The following is a 22,622-nucleotide window of genomic DNA, read 5'->3' on the forward strand; positions in this document are numbered from 1 at the left end:
TAAAAAGCACAGGACACTTGTCTGGCTTTTTACAATCTGATTAATTTTAGTCTTCCAGCTGGCTTATTGCAATTCCGATCAAACCAGGTCCTGTATGCACACCTAAAGCAGGACTGATCGTATCATAATAAAAATTGCGGATATTCGGCAGCAGATCTTTCATTGTTTCAGTAATTGTATCTGTGATTTTTTTCGTTTCTGTACCAGCATAACAAACAGCTACATCATATTTTTTCGCTTTATTTGCGAATTCTACGGAGCAATCAATTGTTTTTTGGATTCCTTTTTTGCTTCCTCTGGCTTTAGTTACCGTATAATAAATACCATCGTCATTACATGAAATGACCGGTTTTAAGTTCAACAAATTCCCAACTAGTGATGAAACCAATCCAATTCTTCCACCTTTTTGTAAATACTCTAACGTATCGACATAGAAATGTATCTTGATTTTTCCAATCCCATCTTGAAGTTTTTGTTTGATGGTTTCCCAATCCATACCTGCTTCTACATAAGACAATGCTTGGACAGCATGCAGACCGCTGCCTATTCCTACATTTTTCGTATCTAACACAAATACATCTAAATCATCTACTTCTTCAGCCATTAAGCGAACCATGTTGTTTGTTCCGCTTAATCCGCTGGAAATCGTTATAGCAATAACTTTAGTGTATCCTTCTGCTTTGATCTCATTCAGCATATTCTTGATGGTCTCCCCATCAGGTAAAGATGTTTTAGGAATTTCTTCTTTTAAGCGATCATACAGCTCTTCAGGCTGTATATCTACTTTATCAGTATACTCACCGTCTTTATAAATGATTTTCAACGGGATCACCTTCATGTTTCCTTGTTCCAAAATATTTTGCGGAACATCTGATCCTGAATCAACTAGAAAAGCAATTTTTTCGTTCTTCATTTTTCTAATCGTCCTCCATTAATTACTTATTTTTTGTTTTCTTGACTATCAACAACATTCAGTGAAGCTACCAATTTTTCTGTAGCTATTTTTGTAGCAACCGCTAAAGTGGCATTGCGTACAAGCATCGTTTTTTCGTCTGTATCATCTTTCATCAACGGCAGCAACTCTGTTTCCCCAATACGAGATGCAACCGCTTTTAAAGCATATTCTTGTTCAAAACAAAATAAATTATAAGCTTCCCTAATTCCGTTCACCGAGGCTTGATAGACGATTCCGTCTCTCACTTCTGGAATAGTGATGACTTGTTTGAGAATAGAGATAGCGATCAAATAGGCCAAATGTTTCTTCGTATATTTTTTCTTTACGGGTTTAGGGATCAACTTTAATTTCACATAGTTGTTCACCATTGAAGAAGTAATGATTTTCTTATCGTGGGTTGGATTAAAAATCATCAAATAATTTTCAATCAACGTGATCACTTGATCCATATATAAATCAATATCCGGCAATTCATCCCATCTAGGTAAACGATACTCTTCAACGTCAGCAGTCCACTGCATTAATTCTTCATTATATGTCATTTTTTCATATCCTTTTTAAAAGATAATTTATTTTAACACATTCTATATAACTAGACAAATTAGTTATTAGAACTAGATGATAAAAATAAAAAAAACTACTTTGAATTTTTTTTATTGTTTAATAGGGTTCAAAGTAGTTTCACACATTGGTTCTCCCAATTAGCGGGCACAATCTGCAACGAACACGTTTTAACAACCTAATCTATTTTAACGGTTTGAACGTCTGATACATTTAATTGACCTTTTAATTGTTGGATCTGATTATTTTTGTCGCTTAATTCTTTTTCATGTTCTTTATGGATCTGCGAGATTTCATCTTGTTGTTTAGATTTTGACGCTTCTATTTCTTTTTTCAGCTGTTTGATTTCTTTGCGGTCATGCATGATCGTTCCTGTAGAAATCAAAACGGCAATCAAAGCACCAATCAGCAGCGAGCCTAAAATGACCATAATCAACGGCCAAGAAGCTACAGTGAACGCAAAATTTACTGGCACCAATTCAGTATTCATAACTGCAAAAGCAGCAATCAAAATGATTAATACTATAGCTATAATTGTTGTCCATTGTCTTTTCATCTGCAAAAACTCCTTATAATAAAGTTTTATTTTTTATCAAACAACTTTGTAGCCAAATAATCTCCAGCTGTTGGGAACAGAGTATAAAAACGACTAGCAATCTCCATTGATTTAGGCAAGTTCAATTCACGTTTAGAGGATCCAATCATTTTCACTACTTTATAAGCGACTTCTTTAGAATCCAACACAAATTTATCTACTTTTGCCAAATAATCTCCATTTTTATCTGCTTTATCGAAGAAAGATGTTTTAACAGGTCCTAAATTGACTGTAGATACTTTAATGGATAAAGGTTTCAGTTCTAAACGCAAAGCATTTGTGTATCCTATAACAGCAAATTTACTAGCTGAATATATAGTCGATTTAGGTGTAGCCATTTTTCCTGCCATTGAAGCGATGTTGATGATGTGCCCTGTTTTACGATCAGCCATATGAATAGCGGCCAATTGTGAAGTATACATTAATCCTAGCACATTTACGCGAAACATGTCTTCAGCAATGCTCATATCCGTTGTCAACGCACTTTCGAAATGTCCAAATCCAGCATTATTGATTAATACATCTATCGGCCCAACTGTTTCGATGATCTCATTGAACGTCGTTTCGATTTCTTCAGGATCAGCAATGTCTAAAGAAAATAAGTAAGCTTTTTTTCCAGAGATTTTTTCGCAGTTTTCTTTTACTGTCTTTAGTTTATCTAAACGACGAGCAGCAACTACAACAGTAGCTCCCTTTAAAGATGCTTCATAGGCAATTTGTTCTCCTAGTCCGGAAGATGCACCTGTAATAAAAACGACCTTATCTTGTAAATGGTTAGTATCCCTCACATTAACAGCCCCTTTACACTTAATTATTGTCTTTCTTAAGCGGTATTTCTACTTCACTGAAATCTTTCATTACTTTAGTCTGCGGAAAAATCTTTTGAGCTTCTTTTTCCAGCAAATGAACATCATTACCTAAAAAACGCGCACTGATATGAGTCAGCAGCAATCGTTTGACATTCGCTTGTTTGGCTGTTTCAGCAGCTTCAACATTAGTTGAATGATTGTATTCTTTTGCTAATTGTCTATTTTTATGGTCAAACGTGCTTTCATGTACCAAAACATCAGCATTTTTAGCTAAAAGTATACTATTTTTTGTTTGTTTGGTGTCCCCTAAAATGGTTACGATTCTTCCTTCATGAGGTTCTCCAATGAAATCTTTTCCATTAAAGACCCGACCATCTTCTAAAGTAACCGTTTCACCATTTTTCAATTTCCCAAATAGCGGTCCAAATGGAATACCCGCCTCTTTTAGTTTATCAGCTTGAAGAGCACCTTGGTGACTTGCCTCTTCAATCCTGTATCCAAAAGACTGGATACCATGATTCAGTTCCATGCAGCTGACAGTAAACTGTTCATCTTGAAAAACGATTCCCTCTTGTTGAATTTCATGAAATTTCAACGGGTATTTTAAATATGTCCCGCTGATTTTCAATGTAGTCCGCACGAAACGTTCAATTCCTGGAGGACCATAGACAGTTAAAGGTCCGTCTCCTCCTTGAAACGCTCTGCTCGCCAACAAACCCGGAAGACCATAAATATGATCTCCATGTAAGTGGGTAATAAAAATTTTATCTATTTTTCGAGGTTTTAATGTCGTATTTAATATTTGTTGTTGTGTGCCTTCTCCACAATCAAATAACCAAACTGAATTTCTTTCATCTAACAACTTCAAAGCAATACTGGTCACGTTACGTTGTTTTGAAGGAACCCCTGAGCCTGTTCCTAAAAATAATAATTCCATATCGTCCATCCTAATCTTTTTGAGCTATGAGAATCTGACCGTCAACATTAACCAGTTTTATTCCATGTACTCAAATTCAAATTCTTGGTCTTTCATACGAACGATATCGCCATTTTTAGCGCCACGCTCTCTTAATTCAGCATCTACACCCATAGATCTCAACTGACGGGCAAAACGTAAAGATGACTCATCATGGTCGAAGTTTGTCATTTGGAAGAGCTTGATCAATTTAGCTCCGCCTAATGTCCATGATGCATCTGGTTCTCTAGTTAATGTGTATGGTTTTTCTTCTGGAGTATATTTATAAAGAACAGATTCTTCATCTTCCTCAAGTTCATCATAAACAGGGAATGGTTGAGTGTTTTCTAACACATCAGCTGTTTTGCTCATCAAGGCACTGATTCCTTTATGAGTTACAGATGAAATAGGGAAAACCGGAATATCATCATCAAATTCATTTTCTTTTAGTTCTTGGATTTTCTTTTTAAATGCTTTCAGATTTTCTTCTGATTCAGGCATATCCATTTTATTGGCTACAATGATTTGCGGTCTTTCCAATAGTCGCAAGTTGTATGATTCCAATTCTTTATTGATGACTTGGAAATCATCAAATGGGTCACGCCCTTCACTTCCACTCATATCGATGATGTGCAGCAACACACGCGTTCTTTCAATATGTCTTAAGAATTGGATTCCCAAACCAACACCTTGAGAAGCTCCTTCGATCAGACCAGGCATATCTGCCATAACAAAACTGCGGCCGTCTTCTGTACGAACCATTCCTAAGTTAGGAACCAGCGTTGTAAAGTGGTATGCGCCAATTTTGGGTCTAGCTGAAGAAACAACAGATAGCAACGTTGATTTACCTACTGAAGGAAAACCTACTAACCCTACATCTGCTAAAACTTTTAATTCCATTTCGATCTCGAATTCTTGTCCAGGTTCACCATTTTCAGCAATTTCCGGAGCCGGATTTCTAGGCGTCGCAAAACGAATATTTCCGCGTCCTCCGCGTCCTCCTTTTGCCACCACTAAAGTTTGACCATCTTCAATCAAATCACCTAAAACTCTTCCAGTTTCAGCATTTTTTACTACTGTACCTGGTGGAACTTTGACGGTTAAGTCTTTAGCTCCTCTACCGTGCATCCCTTTAGTCATTCCGTTTTCTCCATGCGGAGCTTTAAAATGACGATTAAAACGAAAATCTAATAACGTACGCAATCCTTCATCGACTACAAAAATGATGTTTCCACCACTTCCTCCGTCTCCACCTGAAGGTCCACCATCCGGAACGTATTTTTCACGTCTAAACGAAACCATTCCATTCCCGCCGTCACCGGCTTTAACATTAATTTTAACTTGATCTAAAAACATTGACATACTTATTTCCTCCTCAATTGATTGAGACTAGAATAATTCTATATATTGATGAAGTTTCAGTATTTTTATAGAAACTTCTGGATTCTCTCTTCGAACCTTAACCAACTTTGAAAGATTCTTCTACATTCACGCTTAATTGTACTTTGATTTTACCATTTTGTCCATCAAACAAGTGAGATAAAGCTTCACTAAACAAATAAACGTCCTCTGATTTGTCGCATCAGAGGACGTTTATCAAAAGATTAACAAGCTTTTTTTATAAAACTTTTGCTAAAAAGTCTTGTGTACGTTCATTAACCGGGAAATTAAATATTTGTTCCGGTGTTCCTTGTTCTACGATGTAACCTGCATCCATAAATAAAACACGGTCGGCTACTTTTTTTGCAAAACCCATTTCATGTGTTACAACTACCATTGTCATACCAGATTCAGCTAAATCTTGAATAACTCCTAGTACTTCACCAACCATTTCCGGGTCAAGTGCACTAGTCGGTTCATCAAAAAGCATTACATCGGGATTCATTGCTAATGCTCTAGCAATAGCAACTCGTTGCTGCTGACCTCCTGATAGACTATTCGGGTACATATGAGCTTTTTCTTCTAATCCGACTTTTCTCAACAACTTGATAGCTGTCGTTTCAGCAACGGATTCCGCTACATTTTTTACCTTCATTGGAGCGATCTTCATGTTCTCTATGACTGTCCTGTGCGGAAATAAATTGAAGTTTTGGAAAACCATCCCCATTTTTTCTCTTAATTGATTCAATTTCTCTTCTTTTAATCCAGTAAGAGAAGTTCCTTCAAAAATGACTTCACCTTTAGAAGGCATCTCCAATAAGTTTAAACAACGCAATAGAGTACTTTTACCAGAACCGGAAGGCCCGATGATGACAACAACCTCCCCTTTTTTTATTTCTTCATTGATGTCTTTTAAGACTTCATTATCTTTAAATGATTTAGCTAAATGCTGAATCTTAATCATGAGCCATCTTCCCTTCATAATAATTCAATAGTTTCGTCAAACTGAATGTCAGAATGAAGTAAATGACCATACTGACAGCTAATGGAGCAATACCTCTATAAGATACTGATGTCACTACACGAGTTTGGAAAATCAATTCGCTAACTCCAATTACAGATACAATAGAACTCTCTTTGATGATCGTTACAAATTCACTTCCTAAAGCCGGCCATATATTTTTCAATGCTTGAGGAAAAATGATGTGTCTCATAGCTGTCTTTTTACTCATCCCTAAACTTCGAGCTGCTTCTATTTGTCCTTTAGAAACAGAAGACAATCCTGACCGCACAATTTCACACACATAAGCTCCGCTATTTAAAGAAACGGCAATGATCCCTGCCAACAATGCTGGAATATTGATCAGATAACCAACTGCAAAATAAATGAACATGACTTGAATCATCATTGGCGTTCCTCGCACAAATTCTACATAAGCTGTAGCTAAAAAACGTAAGAACTTGTTGTCTCCTATTCTGATAAGCGCCAGCAAGCCTCCAATCAACGATCCAAACAATACACTAACAACAGAAATAAAAATTGTATTTCCTGTACCTTCTAGAAAATAAGACCAATAGTCAAAAATAGAACTTTCTTCATCTTTATCTTCTGCTGGCACAGTCTCAAGATATTTTCCAGTCTCAGCTAAATAACTGGGAACCAAATCTTTTTCTTTTATTTCAGCCAGAGACTCATTCACTGCCGCAACTAATGTATCTGCCCCTTTTTGCATTGCAATAGCTGTTCCGTCTGTTTCGCCACCTTCAAAACCACCTTCAAAAGTGATCAATGAATCGTCATTTCCTGTAAAAGCTAAAGCATTTGGTCCTTCCATAACTACAGCATCTAATTTCCCTGTTTTTAAAGATAATAATAGTTCAGTGGTTTGACCTAATGTAATCAACTCTGACTCAATCATTTCACTTTTTGCCAACGTTTCTTGTAAGGATCCCATTTGAGCGCCGATCACTTTTCCGCTGAAATCTTTTTTCGATGAGTATAACTCTTTATCTTCTGCTCTAATCACAATATTTTGTGTAGCAAAATAATAAGGATCACTAAAATCGACACTGACTTTTCTTTCTTCAGTCGCTGACATTCCTGCTAAAATCATGTCAACATTATTGGTTTCTAACGCAGGAATCAGACTGTCAAATTGCATATCTTTAATTTGCAATTCTACTCCGATATCTTCAGCAATTTTCTTAGCAATTTCAATATCCATTCCAACAATCGTATCTTTTCCCTCAACTGTTGCATGAAATTCATACGGTGGAAAGTCTGCACTCGTCCCAATGACCAGCACACCTTTTTCTTTTATCTCTTCCAACGAAGAGTCTTGTACCATTTCTTCTGCATGGACTGAGCTTGCGTTCAAGCTCAAAGGTAAAAATATGGTAAGTATGTATAATAAAACCAATAATCCTTTTTTATTCTTCATTATTTTCCTCCTGAATAGCTTATTCATAAATATTATAGATATCTTAACAAACAGAGGATATTTATGCAATATTTATTTAATTTATTTCTTTTTTATACACATAATAGCGTTTTTATACACTTTTTATTGCTTATTTTTGTATAAAATAATATGTATATAAAAAAGCATGGAGATTTCTCCATGCTTTTTTATAGCTTTTACTATTGAGTTAAAACAGCAAAACTTTCATCCATAGCTTTTAATGTCTTTTCGATATCTGATTTTGTATGTTCAGTAGACAAAAACAAGCCTTCGAATTGAGAAGGAGGCAAGAAAATACCTCTATCTGCCATTTCCTTATAATATTTAGAGAAAAAAGCTGTATCGCTGGCTTTGCTTTGTTGGTAATTCGTCACAGGTCCACTGGTAAAGAACATTCCAATCATACTTCCCGCCTGATTTACTGTGATATCAATACTGTATTTTTTACTTAAAGCTTCTATTCCTTCTTTAAGCTGATTGCCTAAACTTTCAAAATACATATAATCTTCTCTTTTCAGTTGAGATAATGTAGCAATCCCTGAAGCCATTGCAATAGGATTACCTGACAAAGTACCAGCTTGATAAATTTGTCCAGCAGGAGCAATGTGTTCCATGATGTCTTTTCTGCCGCCGTAAGCCCCTACAGGAACGCCCCCGCCGATAACTTTACCAAGACAAGAAATATCTGGAGTGACCCCGTAATGACCTTGTGCGCTGTGATAACCTACACGAAACCCTGACATGACTTCATCAAAGATCAATAAAGCTCCATCTTGAAGAGTGATTTCACGCAGACCTTCAAGAAAACCTTCTACAGGAGGAATAACGCCCATATTTCCGGCAACAGGTTCCATAATAACAGCAGCAAATTCTCCAGGATATGATGCAAACAACTCTTTAACAGCATTTAAATCGTTATAAGGAGCTACATAAGTATTAGAAGTCGTATTTTTTGGAACGCCTGGTGAATCAGGCAACCCTAAAGTAGCAACTCCTGAGCCGACTTTCACCAATAAGGAGTCATCGTGTCCATGGTAGCTGCCTTCTAATTTAATGATTTTATCCCTATTTGTATAGCCTCTAGCTAAGCGCAACGCACTCATTGTAGCTTCTGTCCCAGAATTTACAAATCGAACCATTTCAATAGATGGTACTCTTTCAATCACCATTTCAGCAAGTGCCGTTTCCATTTCAGTCAATGTCCCAAAACTCGTCCCCAATGCAGCCGCATCTTGAATACTTTTGACCACCATTGGATTTGCATGCCCTAAAATCAATGGCCCCCAAGACAATACATAATCAATGTATTCATTGCCGTCTACATCGAAAATATGACTACCTTGTCCTCTTTCCATTACGATAGGCGGAACATCGACTGATTTGAATGCTCTAACAGGGCTGCTGACGCCCCCTGGCATTAAATCAATCGATTTTCGAAAGATGGATTCTGATTTAGCGGTGGTTCTCATACTGAAAAACCTCTTTTCTCTCAAAACTAATCTTTGGACTGACAGGTACAACATTTTCTTCTGATTTTACTTCTTCTTCTGGTATTTCTTTTTCAATGATTCCTAGTTGAACAGCGAATTGCTTCAATTCTCTATCCGCCTTTTCAGGAGAATCAGTTTTAGTGATTTCTTTCAAAGCTTGGATCGGTTTTTTTGCCATTTGATTTACAACACTTTGCATGTGTTTTTCGATGACTGCTGTTTCACGTTCAGTCAATTCCGGCAATTTATTCATTAAACTTTGCATAACAGCATCTTTTAATTGATTGTTTTTTCTGCTGAATTCTTCAAGGTATGGAACGGATTTGCGCTCTTTGAACCAAAAATTGAATTGATAGATTGCTTCTTCCATTTCAGTTTTGATATGATTCAATTCTTTCTCTTGCAGCTTGTTAGTCGTCTTTAATTCGTTGCCGATTCGGTCCATATCAAAAAGAGCGATATGCTCGTCTTTTTCCAAATCCATTTCAATATTACGCGGTACAGCGAGGTCCATCATCAACTGTTTTTTCTTTGAAAAACGAATAGCATTCATTTTTTTGACCATGTCTTCTGTTATGATCACTTCCGGAGATTTAGTAGCAGCAATGACACCGTCTGCTTTTGCTAAAAACATTGGTAAATGATCATAATCTCCAGTATGGAAAGTACGTATGCTCATTTCATTTGTTTTTAACACATTTGCCCACTCATTCAACTTCCCGACAACTTCACTTGTTTTATCGTAATCACGGCTCGCCAGTGTAATCGATTCTGCTCCTTGATAAACCAAAGCTCTTGCGGCAGATTGTGCCATTTCTCCAGCTCCTATAATCAAAAAGCGTCTGTCAGAAAAAACTTTCCATTCTTGTTTAAACAGCTGCACTGCAGCTGACGCTGCATCTCGTGACACTTGATCAATTTTGGTTTCCGTATGCATTTTTTTAGAAAAAGCAATGGCTTTATTGAATAATGAACTTAAAATAGGTCCGATAGTATAAGATTCTTGCGCACTTTTATAAGCTGATTTGACTTGTCCAAGAATCTGGCTTTCTCCAATAATGGCCGAATCCAAACCTGAAGTTACACTAAATAAATGAGTTGCTGCACTTAAGTTAGATTTACCATACGTTGTAGAGATTACTTCGGTAACATCATATCCTGTATAATCTGCTAAGTAGTGGAGTAACTCACCATGTTTAAATGAATCAGGATCTACATACATATAATATTCTGTACGATTGCAAGTTGTTAATATGGCCACTTCTTCTACGCCAGAGAACGAGTGGATATCAGCAAGCTGTTTAGCTACACTGATGTCTTCCACAGCATAATTTTCTCTAATTTCAATTGGTGCATAATGATGACTAACACCATATAGTAATATTTTCAATGTTTATCATCCTTTTAGTTCTTTTATCCCCAGTTCGTAAGTTACTGTTGATTGTTCTATATCTACTGCATCAGATCTTCTAAGGTCAAATAATAGACTCTATATAATGCCAAACTTTATCTACCCCAGTACCCAATTCAGATGAGAAAACAATCAACTTGTCAGATGGATCTAAATCTAAGGTTTCTCTCGCGATTTTTTCATGTTTGTTCCATTTGCTTTTTGGAATCTTATCTGCCTTAGTCGCTAACACTAAAACAGGTACATTGTAGTATTTTAAGAAATTATACATTTGGATATCATCTTGTGTTGGCGGATGTCTGAAGTCCACTACACACACAGCTGCTTTCAAGGTTTCTCTTTTAGTAAAGTAGGTCTCAAGCATTTCTCCCCACTTAGCTCTTTCAGTTTTTGATACTTTTGCATAACCGTATCCAGGAACATCTACAAAATAAAATTTTTCTTCAATTTTATAGTAATTCAATGTTTGAGTTTTCCCCGGTTTACTTGAAGTTCGTGCAAGATTCTTTCTATTAGTCATTTTATTGATAAACGTAGATTTACCTACATTTGATCTTCCCGCTAAAGCAATTTCCGGAAGATTTGTATTCGGGTATTGCGCTGGTGAAACTGCGCTGATGATAAATTCTGCACGATTTACTTTCATAGTGTTTTCCACGTCCTCTTTTTAAATCACTGTAAATAATTTTTATGGACTGATCATTTCATTCCACTCAAAAAAGTTTAGTAATTTCACTTGTATAATTGGTTTATAGAATCAGTTGATAACTAATTAAACGAACTCTCTCTTAAATCCATTTCCTATTCTAACATAACTGATATTAAAATATAACGTATAAATCTCTGTTTTCGTTTTCACGAACATAAAAAAGAGACATTTGTAACACAATTGTAAAATATCTAGTATGTACGCCCTTTTTAGAAATCTAAAAAAGAAGAGACCCTGCCTCTTTTCGGCCGAGTCTCTTCAGTGCACTTAGTTCATTTTTAAACGACTTTTTTTCCTTCGACATCATAAAAAATTGCTTTTGAAGTGTCTTCAACAGCTTCTTTAGTGATGACACATTTGGATACTTCTGGACGACTTGGTAAGTCAAACATAATCTCTAACATGAGTGTTTCGATAATTGAGCGTAAACCACGAGCTCCAGTATTACGTTCAATAGCTAATTTAGCGATTTCGCGTAAAGATTCAGGTTCGAATTCAAGTTCAACATCATCCAACTCTAGTAATTTCTTATATTGTTTTACCAAGGCATTTTTTGGTTCTGTTAGAATGTGAATCAAATCATCTTCTGTCAACTTCTCAAGTGCTGCCATGATAGGCAAACGACCAATAAATTCCGGAATCAAACCAAATTTCAGTAAGTCTTCAGGAATGATTTGTTGCATAACAGATTTAGATTCATCGAATTTTTTCTTAGAAGAACCAAAACCGATTACTTTTTCGCCTAAACGATTTTTAACGATTGATTCAATCCCATCAAATGCTCCACCAACGATGAACAAAATATTTGTAGTATCTAATTGGATGAATTCTTGTTGAGGATGTTTTCTTCCGCCTTGAGGAGGAATACTAGCTACCGTACCTTCCAATATTTTCAGCAAGGCTTGTTGCACACCTTCACCAGATACATCACGTGTAATAGACACATTTTCACTCTTGCGAGCTATTTTATCGATTTCATCAATATAAATGATCCCTTTTTCAGCACGTTCTACATCGAAGTCTGCTGACTGTAAAAGCTTCAGAAGAATGTTTTCAACATCTTCTCCAACATATCCTGCTTCAGTCAGACTGGTTGCATCTGCTATAGCAAATGGAACATTTAAAATGCGAGCCAATGTTTGAGCTAAGAAAGTTTTTCCTGATCCTGTAGGACCAATCAAGCTGATGTTACTTTTTTGAAGTTCAACTCCGCCTTCTTCACTTTCACCCATATGATTGACACGCTTATAGTGATTGTATACTGCAACAGACAACGATTTTTTCGCTTGTTCTTGCCCAATCACATATTCATTTAAAATTTGTTGAATTTCTTGAGGTTTTGGAACTTCTAAAAACTCTCCGTAACCTGTTTCACTAAATTCTTCATCTATGATTTCTTTACATAAGTCAATACATTCATTACAGATGTATACTCCAGGCCCAGCAACGATTTTCTTTACTTGATCTTGAGTTTTGCCACAGAATGAACAACTAACCACACCACTTGTTTCTTCATCATTAAACATGTTACCATACACCTCTATTCTGTTTCCTGTTAATACTTTCCTTCATATATAACATTCAAACTTGTTAAATGATAGCATATATATCAAAATATTGCTACCTAATGGCTTCTTTTGAGTAAGAAAGGGGCCAGACCACAACACTTATGGTCTAGCCCCTTAACATATCACGTTTCAATCACTTAAAACATTGCTAAAGTCGGACTTGTTCAACAAAAACTAAACCTTGCGATTGTATTTCGTTGAGTATTGTTCAATGAAGCAATTATTTTTCTACTGCTGTAGAAGTGATCAAGTCAATTGCTTTCTTCAATGAAATATCATGTTTCAACATGTCTGGAGTCAATGCATTTCTTACAGCATCTGGTTCCATACCATATTCATCAGCTAAGCTCTTGATTTCTTCTTCAACTTCTTCTTGAGAAGGATCAAAGTTTTCTTTTTCAACGATTGCTTCTAAAACTAAGTTCGTTTTAGTTCTGAATTCTGCATCAGTTTCCATTTGTTTGTGTAGATCTTGCTCTGTAGTACCTGTGATTTGGTAGTACATTTCAGGAGATACACCTTGTTGTTGCATGTTGTTCAAGAATGATTCCATTTGACGATGTACTTCGTCATGAACCATTGCATGAGGAAGTTCTTCGATAGTCGCGTTTTCTACAGCTTTACGGATAGCAGCATCTTCTACAGCTTCTTCTGCTGAAGCAACTTTAGCTTCTGTTAATTGTTTTTTCACTTTTTCTTTTAATTCATCAAGTGATTCAACTTCGTCATCGATATCTTTAGCAAATTCATCATCTAATTCTGGAAGTTCTTTTGCTTTAACTTCGTGAACTTTAACTTTGAATACTGCGTCTTTACCTTTTAAGTCTTCAGCTTGGTAATCTTCTGGGAAAGTTACATTAACTTCAACTTCGTCTCCAGCTTTTGTACCTACTAATTGCTCTTCAAATCCTGGAATAAATGAATTTGAGCCTAATTCAAGTGAGAAGTTGTCGCCTTTTCCACCTTCAAAAGCTTCTCCATCGTTGAATCCTTCAAAGTCGATAACAACAGTATCGCCATTTTCAGCAGCGTCTTCTTTCAAGACTAATTCTGCTTGAGCACTACGTTTGCTTTCTAAGTTTTCTACAACGTCTTCGTCAGATACTTCACGGTCTTGTTTTGGAACTTCAAGGCCAGTGTAGTCGCCTAATTTTACTTCAGGTTTAACAGTAACTTTAGCTTCGATTTCCCAAGGTTTGCCAGTTTCCATGCTTTTCACATCGATTTCTGGTTGGTCTACTGCTTCAATTCCTGCTTCTTCAAGTGCAGCAGCGTAAGCTTCTGGTAAGATTGCATTTAAAGCATCTTCGTATAAAGCTTCTTCTCCGTACATTTTGTTGAAAACTTTACGAGGAACTTTCCCTTTACGGAATCCTGGTACTGATAAAGTACCTTTCACCTTGTTAAAAGCTGTTTCGATACCTTGTTTTACTTGTTCTTCTGAAATTTCAAATGACAATACGCCATCGTTGATTCCTTTTTTTTCCCATTTTGCAGTCATGTAAATTACCCTCCGAAATATTCTATTTTCACAGTCTTTTGAAGACTTGCATACTTTTCCATATTACACCACTTAAGCGGTTTTGTAAATAAAAACTGCTATACATTACGTTTTACAAATTTTATTCTTTCTTTTGAAGCTTTTTTATTGACCCTGTTATTCCATCATCATTGCAGCAAGTTCTTCATTTAATCGTTGAATCCATATTTCCATTGTTTGGTTATCCGGATCATCATCTACCAAGTTTAAGAAATAGGCATCATACTGATTAAAACACACGCCTAACCATTTACTTGCGTCTGTCACCACTTCTTCAATGTACGGATACAACATTAAGAAATGCAAATTCACTTCTTGCAGCAGCGCTTGGTACATAGTTGGATTGTCATCTTCGAACTTTTCTTTCAGCAAGTGGACAACTTCTTTAAATCGTTTATTTTCTTCTAAAGACAATTGATTAGCCGGAATAATAAACCGCCTTTGGTCAAACCAATACAATTCAAACTCTTCTGTAACACCTTGTTTTATTAAATGCTCTAAAACAGTGGTTTTAACGATCTCATTTACGAAAGGGTTGCGTAAGACGCTTCGGGCTCCTAACGTATACCAGTCATTGCTCATTTCCTGCATTTGTTTGATCAGTGCCGCTTGGTGTTCAAACGATTTGTCTCCCATCGCTAAAATTTCTTTCAGCAACTCTTGGTGCCGCTTTTTTTCATTTTGCTTATGTCTATTTTGTTCGTGATCTAAAACATATTTCGCAGTATGCCACATTTCTTTGTTAGTTGTTTGGTTCAGCTGTGATAGCTTCCATTGAATAATGCGTTCAGCCTCTTCAAATGAATGGTTTTTGATTAAAATAGTCGTATATAAACTATGCAAACTATCATCACTCTCGTATAACTCGAGTTTATCTTCTGCAACATCTTGTGCCTCTTTGTAGCGTTCTAACTGAAAAAGCGCAGAGACATACATGGCATTGATACTCGATTCTTGCTTGAGCGTATATGCCTCTTCAAAAAAATCGCAAGCTTCTGCCATATTCCCTTCTTGAAACTTATGGACAGCTTTTCTTACATACAATTCATAATTTTTTGGAAAGTCTATTCGTTCTCCCATATTTCACCTGCTTTTCAAAGCTAGATATTTTTGAATACCTAGTATAGTTTACTAAACAAATTTTTCAATTCAATAACTTCAGTTTAACATACTAATGCATTTACGTTAAACCATACGTTGTGATTTTAGAACAATATGTGAGCAGTAAATAATGATAGTAATTTGTTTTTTAAGAAGTGTAAATCATTTTGAGAAGCAGTAAGTGTCCTAAATATTTCATTGACCATTGTGCTTTCCATTTTTTTTGCTAAAACGTATGACTACAGTTTTGAAAAAAAAGATTCTTTCGCTCACTTATAATTGACAACATCTATCATTTGCCCGTTCGCTTCATAAGCGCCTTTCGTGATACTTTTTTGAAGAAAGCCGATTTTTTTCAACAGTCCAGCAGAAGAATCATTTCCAACATCATGACCAGATATAAAATAGTCTAATTGTAAAACTTCAAAACCAAAGGCAATGATTTTAGCGACAGCTTCTGTAGTGTAACCCTGTCGCCAATAATCCTTATTTAACATATAGCCGATCTCGCCTTCATTTTTCTTGTCCTTGATTCTAAACTCAATAACTCCAATCAGCTTCTGGTCTAATTTATGTTCCAATGCATAAAATCCTAGTGGTTGTTCCATATAATAATTGGCAATAAATTCTTCTGTTTGCTGAATTGAGGTATGAGGATCGAATATATAAACCATAGTCTCTGCATCTCTCACATATTCAAACATATCCCGTGTATCATTCAATCCTATTGGTCTTAATATCAAACGATCGGTTTCTAATACTCGATTTTCAGCTAATAATAGGGTACGGCTTTTTTCTGTCATAAATGACTCCTTATCTACGTAAAATTCTTTTCACATATCGTACCATAGTTATTTAACTGTATATACAAATTTTTAAAAAGTATTCCCCATTATTACAGTGACAATTTCAATAAAAACGTGTAATTAATTCATACAAAAAAGCATACAGAAAAGGCTCAATGCTTCCTCTGAATGCTTTATCAACTGAATTCTTTAATCTCTTATTCTTGCCTGCTTTTTAAAAAACTCTGAATTTTTCATATCTTTCTTGAATCAATTCTTCAGATGATTTTGGAGCCATTTTCTCTAAAAAGTCCGTGATCTCCTTTTTCATCGTCAACAAAATTTCTTTATTAGATAAGTCTATTTCGTTTTCAGATTCCGGAAGGATCTTATCAATAACAGATAAGTCCATTAAATTTTCTGGTGTTAATTTCATCACTTCTGCAGCTTCCTTAGCTCTAGATGCGTCTTTCCATAATATGGAAGAAAAACCTTCAGGAGATAATACAGAATACATTGAATTTTCCATCATCCACACTTCATTTCCCATCGCTAACGCGAGAGCACCGCCACTTCCGCCCTCTCCCAATATGATAGAAAGAATAGGTACTTTTAACTGACTCATTTCCAGAAGATTTCGGGCGATTGCTTCGCCTTGTCCTCTGTCTTCAGCCTCTACGCCACAATATGCGCCTGCAGTATTGACGAAGTTAATCACTGGACGATCAAACTTTTCTGCTTGCTTCATCAAACGTAAAGATTTACGGTACCCCTCAGGATGAGCAGAACCAAAATTTCTTCGAATATTTTCCTTTAAATCATGTTCTTTTTGATTTCCGATCACCGTCACAGCTTGACCATTCAGTGTGGCGATTCCACCAACAATAGCTTTGTCGTCACGAAATAACCGATCTCCATGAAATTCTATAAAGTCTTCAAAAACCTCGGTAATGATCTCTAAAGTATTTAGTCGAGAGGTTCTTCGTGAGCGTTCTACGATATCAATAGCTTTTTTCATTTTCTAAGTGCACCTTCTTTGTCAACGCTGTCTAAAAGCTTTATTTTTTGTGTAATTTCAACAATTTACCTAATGTGTCTTTCAATTCGTTACGTGGAACGATTTTATCGATAAACCCATTTTCCATAACCGATTCAGCTAATTGGAATTCATCTGGGAGAGTTTCTTTGATTGTTTGCTCAATCACTCGTTTCCCGGCGAACCCAACTAGTGCTCTAGGCTCAGATAAAATAATATCTCCTTGCATAGCAAAACTAGCTGTCACTCCGCCAGTAGTAGGGTCTGTTAAAACAGTAATATACAATAGACAAGCTTTGCTGTGTTGTGCGATTGCTCCGCTGATTTTAGCCATTTGCATCAAAGAGATGATTCCTTCTTGCATTCTGGCACCACCGGAAGCTGTGAAGATCACTACCGGCAATTCTTCAGAGGTAGCACGTTCTACAGCTCGAGTGATCTTTTCACCAACGATTTGCCCCATGCTTCCCATGATAAATGTAGAATCCATTACACAAATAACAGTCTCATGACCATTTATAGTGGCTTTACCCGTAACCACGGCTTCATTAGTGTTCGCCTTAACTTGTGCTTGTTGCCATTTTTCTTCGTATCCTGGAAAATCAAGCGGATTTGATAAGGGCATTTCTTTATCCCACTCTTCAAAACTTCCCTCATCAGTCACTAACTCGATCCGTTCAGTTGCACATATTCTAAAAGAATATCCGCATTCAGGACACATTTTATCATGCCCTAAATCTTTTGTATAAATGGATTTTTGACATTGAGGACACTTAGTGAACATTCCATTTGGTACAACAGGAACTGTTGTATCTTCTTGTTGTGTTCGATCCACATGAATAGGGATATACACTCGTTTCTTTTTAAACAGTTTCACATTATCACCTCTGGAAAAATTCTTGCTCTCTTCAGTTCATTTTATTCTATACGTGGAACCCAATGTGTCAGAAATTCAGTTTCTAAATAACTCGTATCGTATTCTCCACTGACAAACTTCTCATCGTTTAGCAAATCCTCTTGGAAAAATTGATTCGTAATGATTCCTTCTATAACTAATTCGCCTAAAGCACGTTTCATTTTTGCAATCGCTTCTTCTCGGTTTGCACCTTTAGTGATGATTTTTGCAATCATAGCGTCATAGTAAGGAGGAATCTCGGCTCCTTGATACATTGCACTCTCAACTCGCAGTCCCAGTCCGCCTGACGGGACAAGTAAATAATCCAATCGGCCAGGTGAAGGAGCGAAATTAAAAGCTGGGTTTTCAGCATTGATTCGGCATTCAATAGTATGCCCTGTTAATCTAACATCTTTTTGTTGAAGTGACAAGATTTCTCCTGAGGCAATCAAAATCTGCTGTTTAACAATGTCGACTTCAGTTGCCATTTCAGTAACTGGATGTTCTACTTGAATACGTGTATTCATTTCCATGAAATAATAGTTGCCTTCTACATCTAATAGAAATTCTATTGTTCCTGCATTTTGATAATCCACATATTTCGCTGCTCTTACGGCAGTTTCGCCTAGCAACTGTCTTTGTTCTTCATTGATTGCAACTGAAGGAGATTCTTCAATCACTTTTTGGTTTTTGCGTTGTAAAGAGCAATCTCGCTCGCCTAAATGAATCACATTCCCATGATTGTCGGCTAGAATCTGCACTTCTATATGACGCGCATGTTCGATGATTTTTTCCATGTACATGTCATCATTTCCGAATGCAGCTTTAGCCTCGGATTTGGCATTGACATATGCAGTCTCTAATTCAGTTGAATCAGCAACTCGACGCATACCTTTTCCTCCACCACCTGCACTAGCTTTCAGCATGACTGGATAACCAAGTTTTTCAGCTGCAGCTTTTGCTTCTTCAATGGTACGGATGAAACCATCACTCCCAGGGATTACAGGAACTCCTGCTTCGATCATCAGCTCTCGAGCGTTTGCTTTATCTCCCATTTGATGAATAGTAACAGGTTTTGGTCCAATGAAAGTAATATTCAGTTCTTCACACATCGTAGCAAACGTGCTGTTTTCAGATAAGAAACCAAATCCAGGGTGGATAGCTTGCGCTTTTGTTACGACAGCAGCGCTCAATATCGATTGCATATCCAAGTAGGAATCAGTTGCTTTAGCTGGTCCAATACAAATCGCTTCATCAGCTAATTGCATATGTAAAGCATCACGATCCGCTTCTGAGTAGACAGCAACGGTTTTTATCCCCATTTCCTGACACGCACGTATGACACGTACAGCAATCTCGCCTCTATTTGCAATTAGAATTTTATTCAACATAGGCTTAACGTCCTATGATGAAAGTTAATTCAGCTTCACAAACTTTTTTGCCGTCTACGTAAGCTACACCTTTACCGATTCCTGCATAATCTTTAAGTTTAACAATGTGGACTTCCAACATCAATTGGTCACCCGGCTGAACTTTTTTACGGAATTTAACTTTATTCATTCCGCCTAAATAAGCTGTTTGTCCTTTAAATTTGTCTAACGTCAATAGAGGAATCGAACCTGCTTGAGCTAATGCCTCTAAGATGTAAACACCCGGTAATACAGGCTCTCCTGGAAAATGTCCTTGGAAAACTTCTTCGTTGATAGTCACGTTTTTCAATGCTAATACATGTTCCCCTGGAGTCATTTCATCAACTCTGTCGATGAAATAGATTGGGTAACGGTTTGGGATCAATTCTTGAATTTCTGCAATGTTCAATTTAGTCATTTCTTTTCCTCCTAGAAATACAGCTTTCTGATTTTAAAATCTTATCCGATTTTGAATAATGGCTGGTTGTATTCTACAACTTGGCTGTCTTCTACCATTATTTCAGTAATCGTACCTTCTACTTCGCTTTTGATTTCGTTCATTACTTTCATTGCTTCTACAATACAAAGTGTTTCACCAATCTGAACAGTATCTCCTACTTTTTTAAAATTGGATTTGCCTGGTTCAGGTGATAAATAAACGACTCCTACGATAGGAGACAATACAGCTTCTCCTGCAGTAACTTCTGATTTTGCATCTGAAGACGAAGGTACAGAAACTAATCTGCTCTCGATTGAAGAACTACTGTCTACAGCTGGAGCAGATTGTATCCATTCTGCTTTCGGTTCAGCAGCTGCTGGTGATGCTACAGGAGCATGAGAGTTCTTACTCATTTGTACATTTACGTTATCCATTTGCAAATGGAATTCTTTCAAAGAAGATTGATCGATCAAATGTACTAATTCTTTTACTTGGTTAAAATCCATTTATTTATCCTCCCACTTTTTGAAGAGTGTGACTGCATTGTGCCCGCCAAACCCTAGAGAGTTGTTTAATGCATATTTGATTTCTTTTTCTTTCCCAACGTTTGGAATGTAATCCAAATCACAGTTTTCATCTGGAACTTGTAAACCGATCGTTGGAGGAAGGAAACTTTCTTGTAGAGCTTTCACACAAGCTACTGCCTCAATTCCGCCAGCAGCACCTAACAAGTGACCTGTCATACTCTTTGTACTTGAAATAGCAACATCCTTAGCAGCGTCGCCGAAAGCATATTTGATTGCTTGTGTTTCTGATGAATCGTTAGCAGGTGTACTGGTTCCATGAGCGTTGATATAACCGATATCTGCTGGTGTGATGCCAGCTTCTTCCATAGCCAATTTCATTGCTCGTCCTGCTCCGCTTCCGTCTGGAGAAGGGGCTGTCATATGATATCCATCACCAGTCGCTCCGTAACCTACGATTTCGCCGTAAATGGTTGCACCGCGTTCTAGTGCGTGGTCTAGACTTTCCAACATCAATACTCCGGCACCTTCACCCATAACAAATCCATGACGTTCTTTGTCAAATGGAATAGAAGCGCGACTTGGATCTGAACTTGTAGATAACGCATTTAAAGCTGCGAATCCTGAAATCCCAATTTCGTTGATCGTTCCTTCTGCACCACCTGCAATAATGACATCTGAATACCCGTGCTTGATGTTGCGGAAAGCTTCCCCAATAGAGTTGTTTCCTGATGCACAAGCAGTAACGATAGAAGTATTGATTCCTCTTGCACCTATAGCGATTGAGATGTTTCCAGCAACCATATTACCGATTGCCATTGGTACAAACAAAGGAGCTACGCGTTGAGGTCCTTTATCGTGCATTTTAATAATTTGCTGCTCCATAGCATTCAAACCGCCGATACCAGAGCCCACAATGACACCAAAACGGTCCATATTGGTCTTTTCTGTATCGATTCCGCTCATTTCAACAGCTTGAACAGCCGCAGCTACTCCGAATTGAGAATACTCGTCCATTCGTTTTGCTACTTTGCGATCCATATATTCCTTTGGATCAAAATCTTTCAATTCACCGGCTACTGAGATTCCAGTTTCACTGGCGTCAAATTTAGTAATGGCTTTTATCCCATTTTTCCCTGCTTTTAGACCTTCCCAAAAAGCATCTACAGAGTTTCCTAATGGAGTAACTGCACCCATTCCTGTAATAACTACACGATTCATAAGTATTTGTCCTCCTCTTTATTAACCGTTCATAACCATTCCGCCATCAACATTGATGACTTGACCAGTAATGTAACGATTTTCGCTTAAAAAGACTGCCACTCTAGCAACTTCTTCTACGTTTCCAAAATGTTTTAATGGAATTTGATTGATAGCTTGTTCTTTCATTTTTTCAGAAAGTACTTCTGTCATTTCTGTTTCAATAAAGCCTGGTGCAATAGCATTGACTGAGATTCCTCTAGCTGCTAATTCGCGTGCCGCTGATTTTGTCAAACCGACAACACCTGCTTTACTTGCTGCATAATTTGCTTGTCCAACGTTCCCGACTAGTCCGACAACACTGGACATGTTAATAATGGTGCCACTTTTTTGCTTCAGCATAACTTTTGAAGCGTGACGTATTGTATTAAAAGTACCTTTTAAATTAATGTCGATAGTTTGATCAAAATCTTCTTCAGTCATTCGCATCAATAACATATCTTTTGTGATCCCAGCATTGTTGACCAATACATCGACACTGCCGAAAACTTCTTTTGTTTCTTGAATCAACTTTTGAGCAAATTCAAAATCACTCACATCCCCTAAAATAGAGTGAACTTTTACTCCAAAACCTTTCAATTCGTCAATCAAGCTTTCTTCAATGGGTTTACGACCGTTTAATACGATGTTGGCGCCCTTTTTTGCAAATTCCAAAGCAATGGCTTTTCCTATTCCTCTAGAACTACCAGTAACAATTACTGTTTTGTCTTTTAATTCCATATTCTCATCCTTTTTCTG

The 22,622-nt window shown here is 36.9% G+C and carries 22 protein-coding genes; all 22 read right to left on the minus strand.

The features are described from left to right. Nucleotides 1–46: 46 nt before the first annotated feature. The 22 genes from ACE025_RS11530 to fabG all read right to left on the minus strand — a co-directional run bounded on the left by ACE025_RS11530 (nt 47) and on the right by fabG (nt 22,604). Nucleotides 47–913 carry a DegV family protein gene (locus tag ACE025_RS11530; protein WP_485939924.1) on the minus strand — a complete coding sequence of 289 codons (867 nt, stop codon included), beginning with the start codon at nt 911–913 and terminating at the stop codon, nt 47–49. 26 nt (nt 914–939) lie between these two features. After that, nucleotides 940–1,497 carry a DUF1836 domain-containing protein gene (locus ACE025_RS11535; RefSeq protein WP_485939926.1) on the minus strand — a complete coding sequence of 186 codons (558 nt, stop codon included), beginning with the start codon at nt 1,495–1,497 and terminating at the stop codon, nt 940–942. Nucleotides 1,498–1,694: 197 nt separating this feature from the next. Further along, nucleotides 1,695–2,072, minus strand: a complete 378-nt coding sequence (locus ACE025_RS11540) for a LapA family protein (protein ID WP_485939928.1) — start codon at nt 2,070–2,072, stop codon at nt 1,695–1,697. Between the two features lie 26 nt (nt 2,073–2,098). Then, complete coding sequence (locus ACE025_RS11545) at nt 2,099–2,899, minus strand: SDR family NAD(P)-dependent oxidoreductase (protein ID WP_485939930.1); 801 nt, start codon at nt 2,897–2,899, stop codon at nt 2,099–2,101. A gap of 19 nt (nt 2,900–2,918) precedes the next feature. Continuing rightward, nucleotides 2,919–3,857 (minus strand): ribonuclease Z, encoded by a 939-nt coding sequence (gene rnz, locus ACE025_RS11550; protein WP_485939932.1) that lies wholly within the window; start codon nt 3,855–3,857, stop codon nt 2,919–2,921. 57 nt (nt 3,858–3,914) lie between these two features. Beyond that, nucleotides 3,915–5,237 carry a GTPase ObgE gene (gene obgE / locus ACE025_RS11555; RefSeq protein WP_485939934.1) on the minus strand — a complete coding sequence of 441 codons (1,323 nt, stop codon included), beginning with the start codon at nt 5,235–5,237 and terminating at the stop codon, nt 3,915–3,917. A 256-nt stretch (nt 5,238–5,493) separates the two neighbouring features. Further along, on the minus strand, nt 5,494–6,219 hold the full coding sequence (locus ACE025_RS11560) for an amino acid ABC transporter ATP-binding protein (protein ID WP_485939935.1): 726 nt from the start codon (nt 6,217–6,219) through the stop codon (nt 5,494–5,496). Further along, a complete protein-coding gene (locus tag ACE025_RS11565; protein WP_485939936.1) occupies nt 6,212–7,696 on the minus strand; it encodes an ABC transporter substrate-binding protein/permease in 1,485 nt (494 codons plus the stop codon). Before ACE025_RS11565 ends, ACE025_RS11560 begins: the two co-directional genes overlap by 8 nt. Before the next feature lie 200 nt (nt 7,697–7,896). After that, nucleotides 7,897–9,186 carry a glutamate-1-semialdehyde 2,1-aminomutase gene (hemL, locus tag ACE025_RS11570; RefSeq protein ID WP_485939938.1) on the minus strand — a complete coding sequence of 430 codons (1,290 nt, stop codon included), beginning with the start codon at nt 9,184–9,186 and terminating at the stop codon, nt 7,897–7,899. Further along, on the minus strand, nt 9,170–10,597 hold the full coding sequence (hemA, locus tag ACE025_RS11575; RefSeq protein ID WP_485939940.1) for a glutamyl-tRNA reductase: 1,428 nt from the start codon (nt 10,595–10,597) through the stop codon (nt 9,170–9,172). The genes hemL and hemA overlap by 17 nt, the downstream gene beginning before the upstream one ends. A gap of 85 nt (nt 10,598–10,682) precedes the next feature. After that, complete coding sequence (gene yihA / locus ACE025_RS11580) at nt 10,683–11,264, minus strand: ribosome biogenesis GTP-binding protein YihA/YsxC (RefSeq protein ID WP_485939942.1); 582 nt, start codon at nt 11,262–11,264, stop codon at nt 10,683–10,685. 341 nt (nt 11,265–11,605) lie between these two features. Next, the gene (clpX, locus tag ACE025_RS11585) at nt 11,606–12,853 is read right to left on the minus strand and encodes an ATP-dependent protease ATP-binding subunit ClpX (RefSeq protein WP_485939944.1); all 1,248 of its coding nucleotides are present in this window, start codon (nt 12,851–12,853) and stop codon (nt 11,606–11,608) included. Nucleotides 12,854–13,115: 262 nt separating this feature from the next. Continuing rightward, the gene (tig, locus tag ACE025_RS11590) at nt 13,116–14,396 is read right to left on the minus strand and encodes a trigger factor (protein ID WP_485939946.1); all 1,281 of its coding nucleotides are present in this window, start codon (nt 14,394–14,396) and stop codon (nt 13,116–13,118) included. 156 nt (nt 14,397–14,552) lie between these two features. Beyond that, a complete protein-coding gene (locus ACE025_RS11595) occupies nt 14,553–15,515 on the minus strand; it encodes a tetratricopeptide repeat protein (RefSeq protein ID WP_485939947.1) in 963 nt (320 codons plus the stop codon). A gap of 290 nt (nt 15,516–15,805) precedes the next feature. Then, nucleotides 15,806–16,339 carry a GNAT family N-acetyltransferase gene (locus ACE025_RS11600; protein ID WP_485939949.1) on the minus strand — a complete coding sequence of 178 codons (534 nt, stop codon included), beginning with the start codon at nt 16,337–16,339 and terminating at the stop codon, nt 15,806–15,808. 217 nt (nt 16,340–16,556) lie between these two features. Next, the gene (locus ACE025_RS11605) at nt 16,557–17,339 is read right to left on the minus strand and encodes an acetyl-CoA carboxylase carboxyltransferase subunit alpha (protein ID WP_485939950.1); all 783 of its coding nucleotides are present in this window, start codon (nt 17,337–17,339) and stop codon (nt 16,557–16,559) included. A 40-nt stretch (nt 17,340–17,379) separates the two neighbouring features. After that, a complete protein-coding gene (gene accD, locus ACE025_RS11610; RefSeq protein WP_485939952.1) occupies nt 17,380–18,234 on the minus strand; it encodes an acetyl-CoA carboxylase, carboxyltransferase subunit beta in 855 nt (284 codons plus the stop codon). 41 nt (nt 18,235–18,275) lie between these two features. After that, a complete protein-coding gene (locus tag ACE025_RS11615; RefSeq protein WP_485939954.1) occupies nt 18,276–19,643 on the minus strand; it encodes an acetyl-CoA carboxylase biotin carboxylase subunit in 1,368 nt (455 codons plus the stop codon). Between the two features lie 4 nt (nt 19,644–19,647). Further along, nucleotides 19,648–20,070 carry a 3-hydroxyacyl-ACP dehydratase FabZ gene (gene fabZ / locus ACE025_RS11620; protein WP_188204759.1) on the minus strand — a complete coding sequence of 141 codons (423 nt, stop codon included), beginning with the start codon at nt 20,068–20,070 and terminating at the stop codon, nt 19,648–19,650. Nucleotides 20,071–20,120: 50 nt separating this feature from the next. Next, on the minus strand, nt 20,121–20,606 hold the full coding sequence (accB, locus tag ACE025_RS11625) for an acetyl-CoA carboxylase biotin carboxyl carrier protein (RefSeq protein ID WP_485939955.1): 486 nt from the start codon (nt 20,604–20,606) through the stop codon (nt 20,121–20,123). Next, nucleotides 20,607–21,845 carry a beta-ketoacyl-ACP synthase II gene (fabF, locus tag ACE025_RS11630; protein WP_485939956.1) on the minus strand — a complete coding sequence of 413 codons (1,239 nt, stop codon included), beginning with the start codon at nt 21,843–21,845 and terminating at the stop codon, nt 20,607–20,609. Between the two features lie 21 nt (nt 21,846–21,866). Beyond that, entirely contained in the window at nt 21,867–22,604 is a 738-nt protein-coding gene (gene fabG / locus ACE025_RS11635) for a 3-oxoacyl-[acyl-carrier-protein] reductase (RefSeq protein ID WP_485939958.1), read from the minus strand. Nucleotides 22,605–22,622 lie beyond the last annotated feature (18 nt).

This window comes from Desemzia sp. AGC72 (assembly GCF_057334175.1).

Bases quoted from the DNA above. Each gene is read 5' to 3' on its own strand.
- accB (WP_485939955.1), bottom strand. From the start codon at position 20,606: ATGGATTTTAACCAAGTAAAAGAATTAGTACATTTGATCGATCAATCT.
- ACE025_RS11560 (WP_485939935.1), bottom strand. From the start codon at position 6,219: ATGATTAAGATTCAGCATTTAGCTAAATCATTTAAAGATAATGAAGTC.
- ACE025_RS11565 (WP_485939936.1), bottom strand. From the start codon at position 7,696: ATGAAGAATAAAAAAGGATTATTGGTTTTATTATACATACTTACCATA.
- ACE025_RS11535 (WP_485939926.1), bottom strand. From the start codon at position 1,497: ATGACATATAATGAAGAATTAATGCAGTGGACTGCTGACGTTGAAGAG.
- yihA (WP_485939942.1), bottom strand. From the start codon at position 11,264: ATGAAAGTAAATCGTGCAGAATTTATCATCAGCGCAGTTTCACCAGCG.
- ACE025_RS11530 (WP_485939924.1), bottom strand. From the start codon at position 913: ATGAAGAACGAAAAAATTGCTTTTCTAGTTGATTCAGGATCAGATGTT.
- ACE025_RS11600 (WP_485939949.1), bottom strand. From the start codon at position 16,339: ATGACAGAAAAAAGCCGTACCCTATTATTAGCTGAAAATCGAGTATTA.
- ACE025_RS11595 (WP_485939947.1), bottom strand. From the start codon at position 15,515: ATGGGAGAACGAATAGACTTTCCAAAAAATTATGAATTGTATGTAAGA.
- obgE (WP_485939934.1), bottom strand. From the start codon at position 5,237: ATGTCAATGTTTTTAGATCAAGTTAAAATTAATGTTAAAGCCGGTGAC.
- ACE025_RS11615 (WP_485939954.1), bottom strand. From the start codon at position 19,643: ATGTTGAATAAAATTCTAATTGCAAATAGAGGCGAGATTGCTGTACGT.
- hemL (WP_485939938.1), bottom strand. From the start codon at position 9,186: ATGAGAACCACCGCTAAATCAGAATCCATCTTTCGAAAATCGATTGAT.
- fabF (WP_485939956.1), bottom strand. From the start codon at position 21,845: ATGAATCGTGTAGTTATTACAGGAATGGGTGCAGTTACTCCATTAGGA.
- clpX (WP_485939944.1), bottom strand. From the start codon at position 12,853: ATGTTTAATGATGAAGAAACAAGTGGTGTGGTTAGTTGTTCATTCTGT.
- fabG (WP_485939958.1), bottom strand. From the start codon at position 22,604: ATGGAATTAAAAGACAAAACAGTAATTGTTACTGGTAGTTCTAGAGGA.
- ACE025_RS11605 (WP_485939950.1), bottom strand. From the start codon at position 17,339: ATGAAAAAAGCTATTGATATCGTAGAACGCTCACGAAGAACCTCTCGA.
- ACE025_RS11540 (WP_485939928.1), bottom strand. From the start codon at position 2,072: ATGAAAAGACAATGGACAACAATTATAGCTATAGTATTAATCATTTTG.
- tig (WP_485939946.1), bottom strand. From the start codon at position 14,396: ATGACTGCAAAATGGGAAAAAAAAGGAATCAACGATGGCGTATTGTCA.
- rnz (WP_485939932.1), bottom strand. From the start codon at position 3,857: ATGGAATTATTATTTTTAGGAACAGGCTCAGGGGTTCCTTCAAAACAA.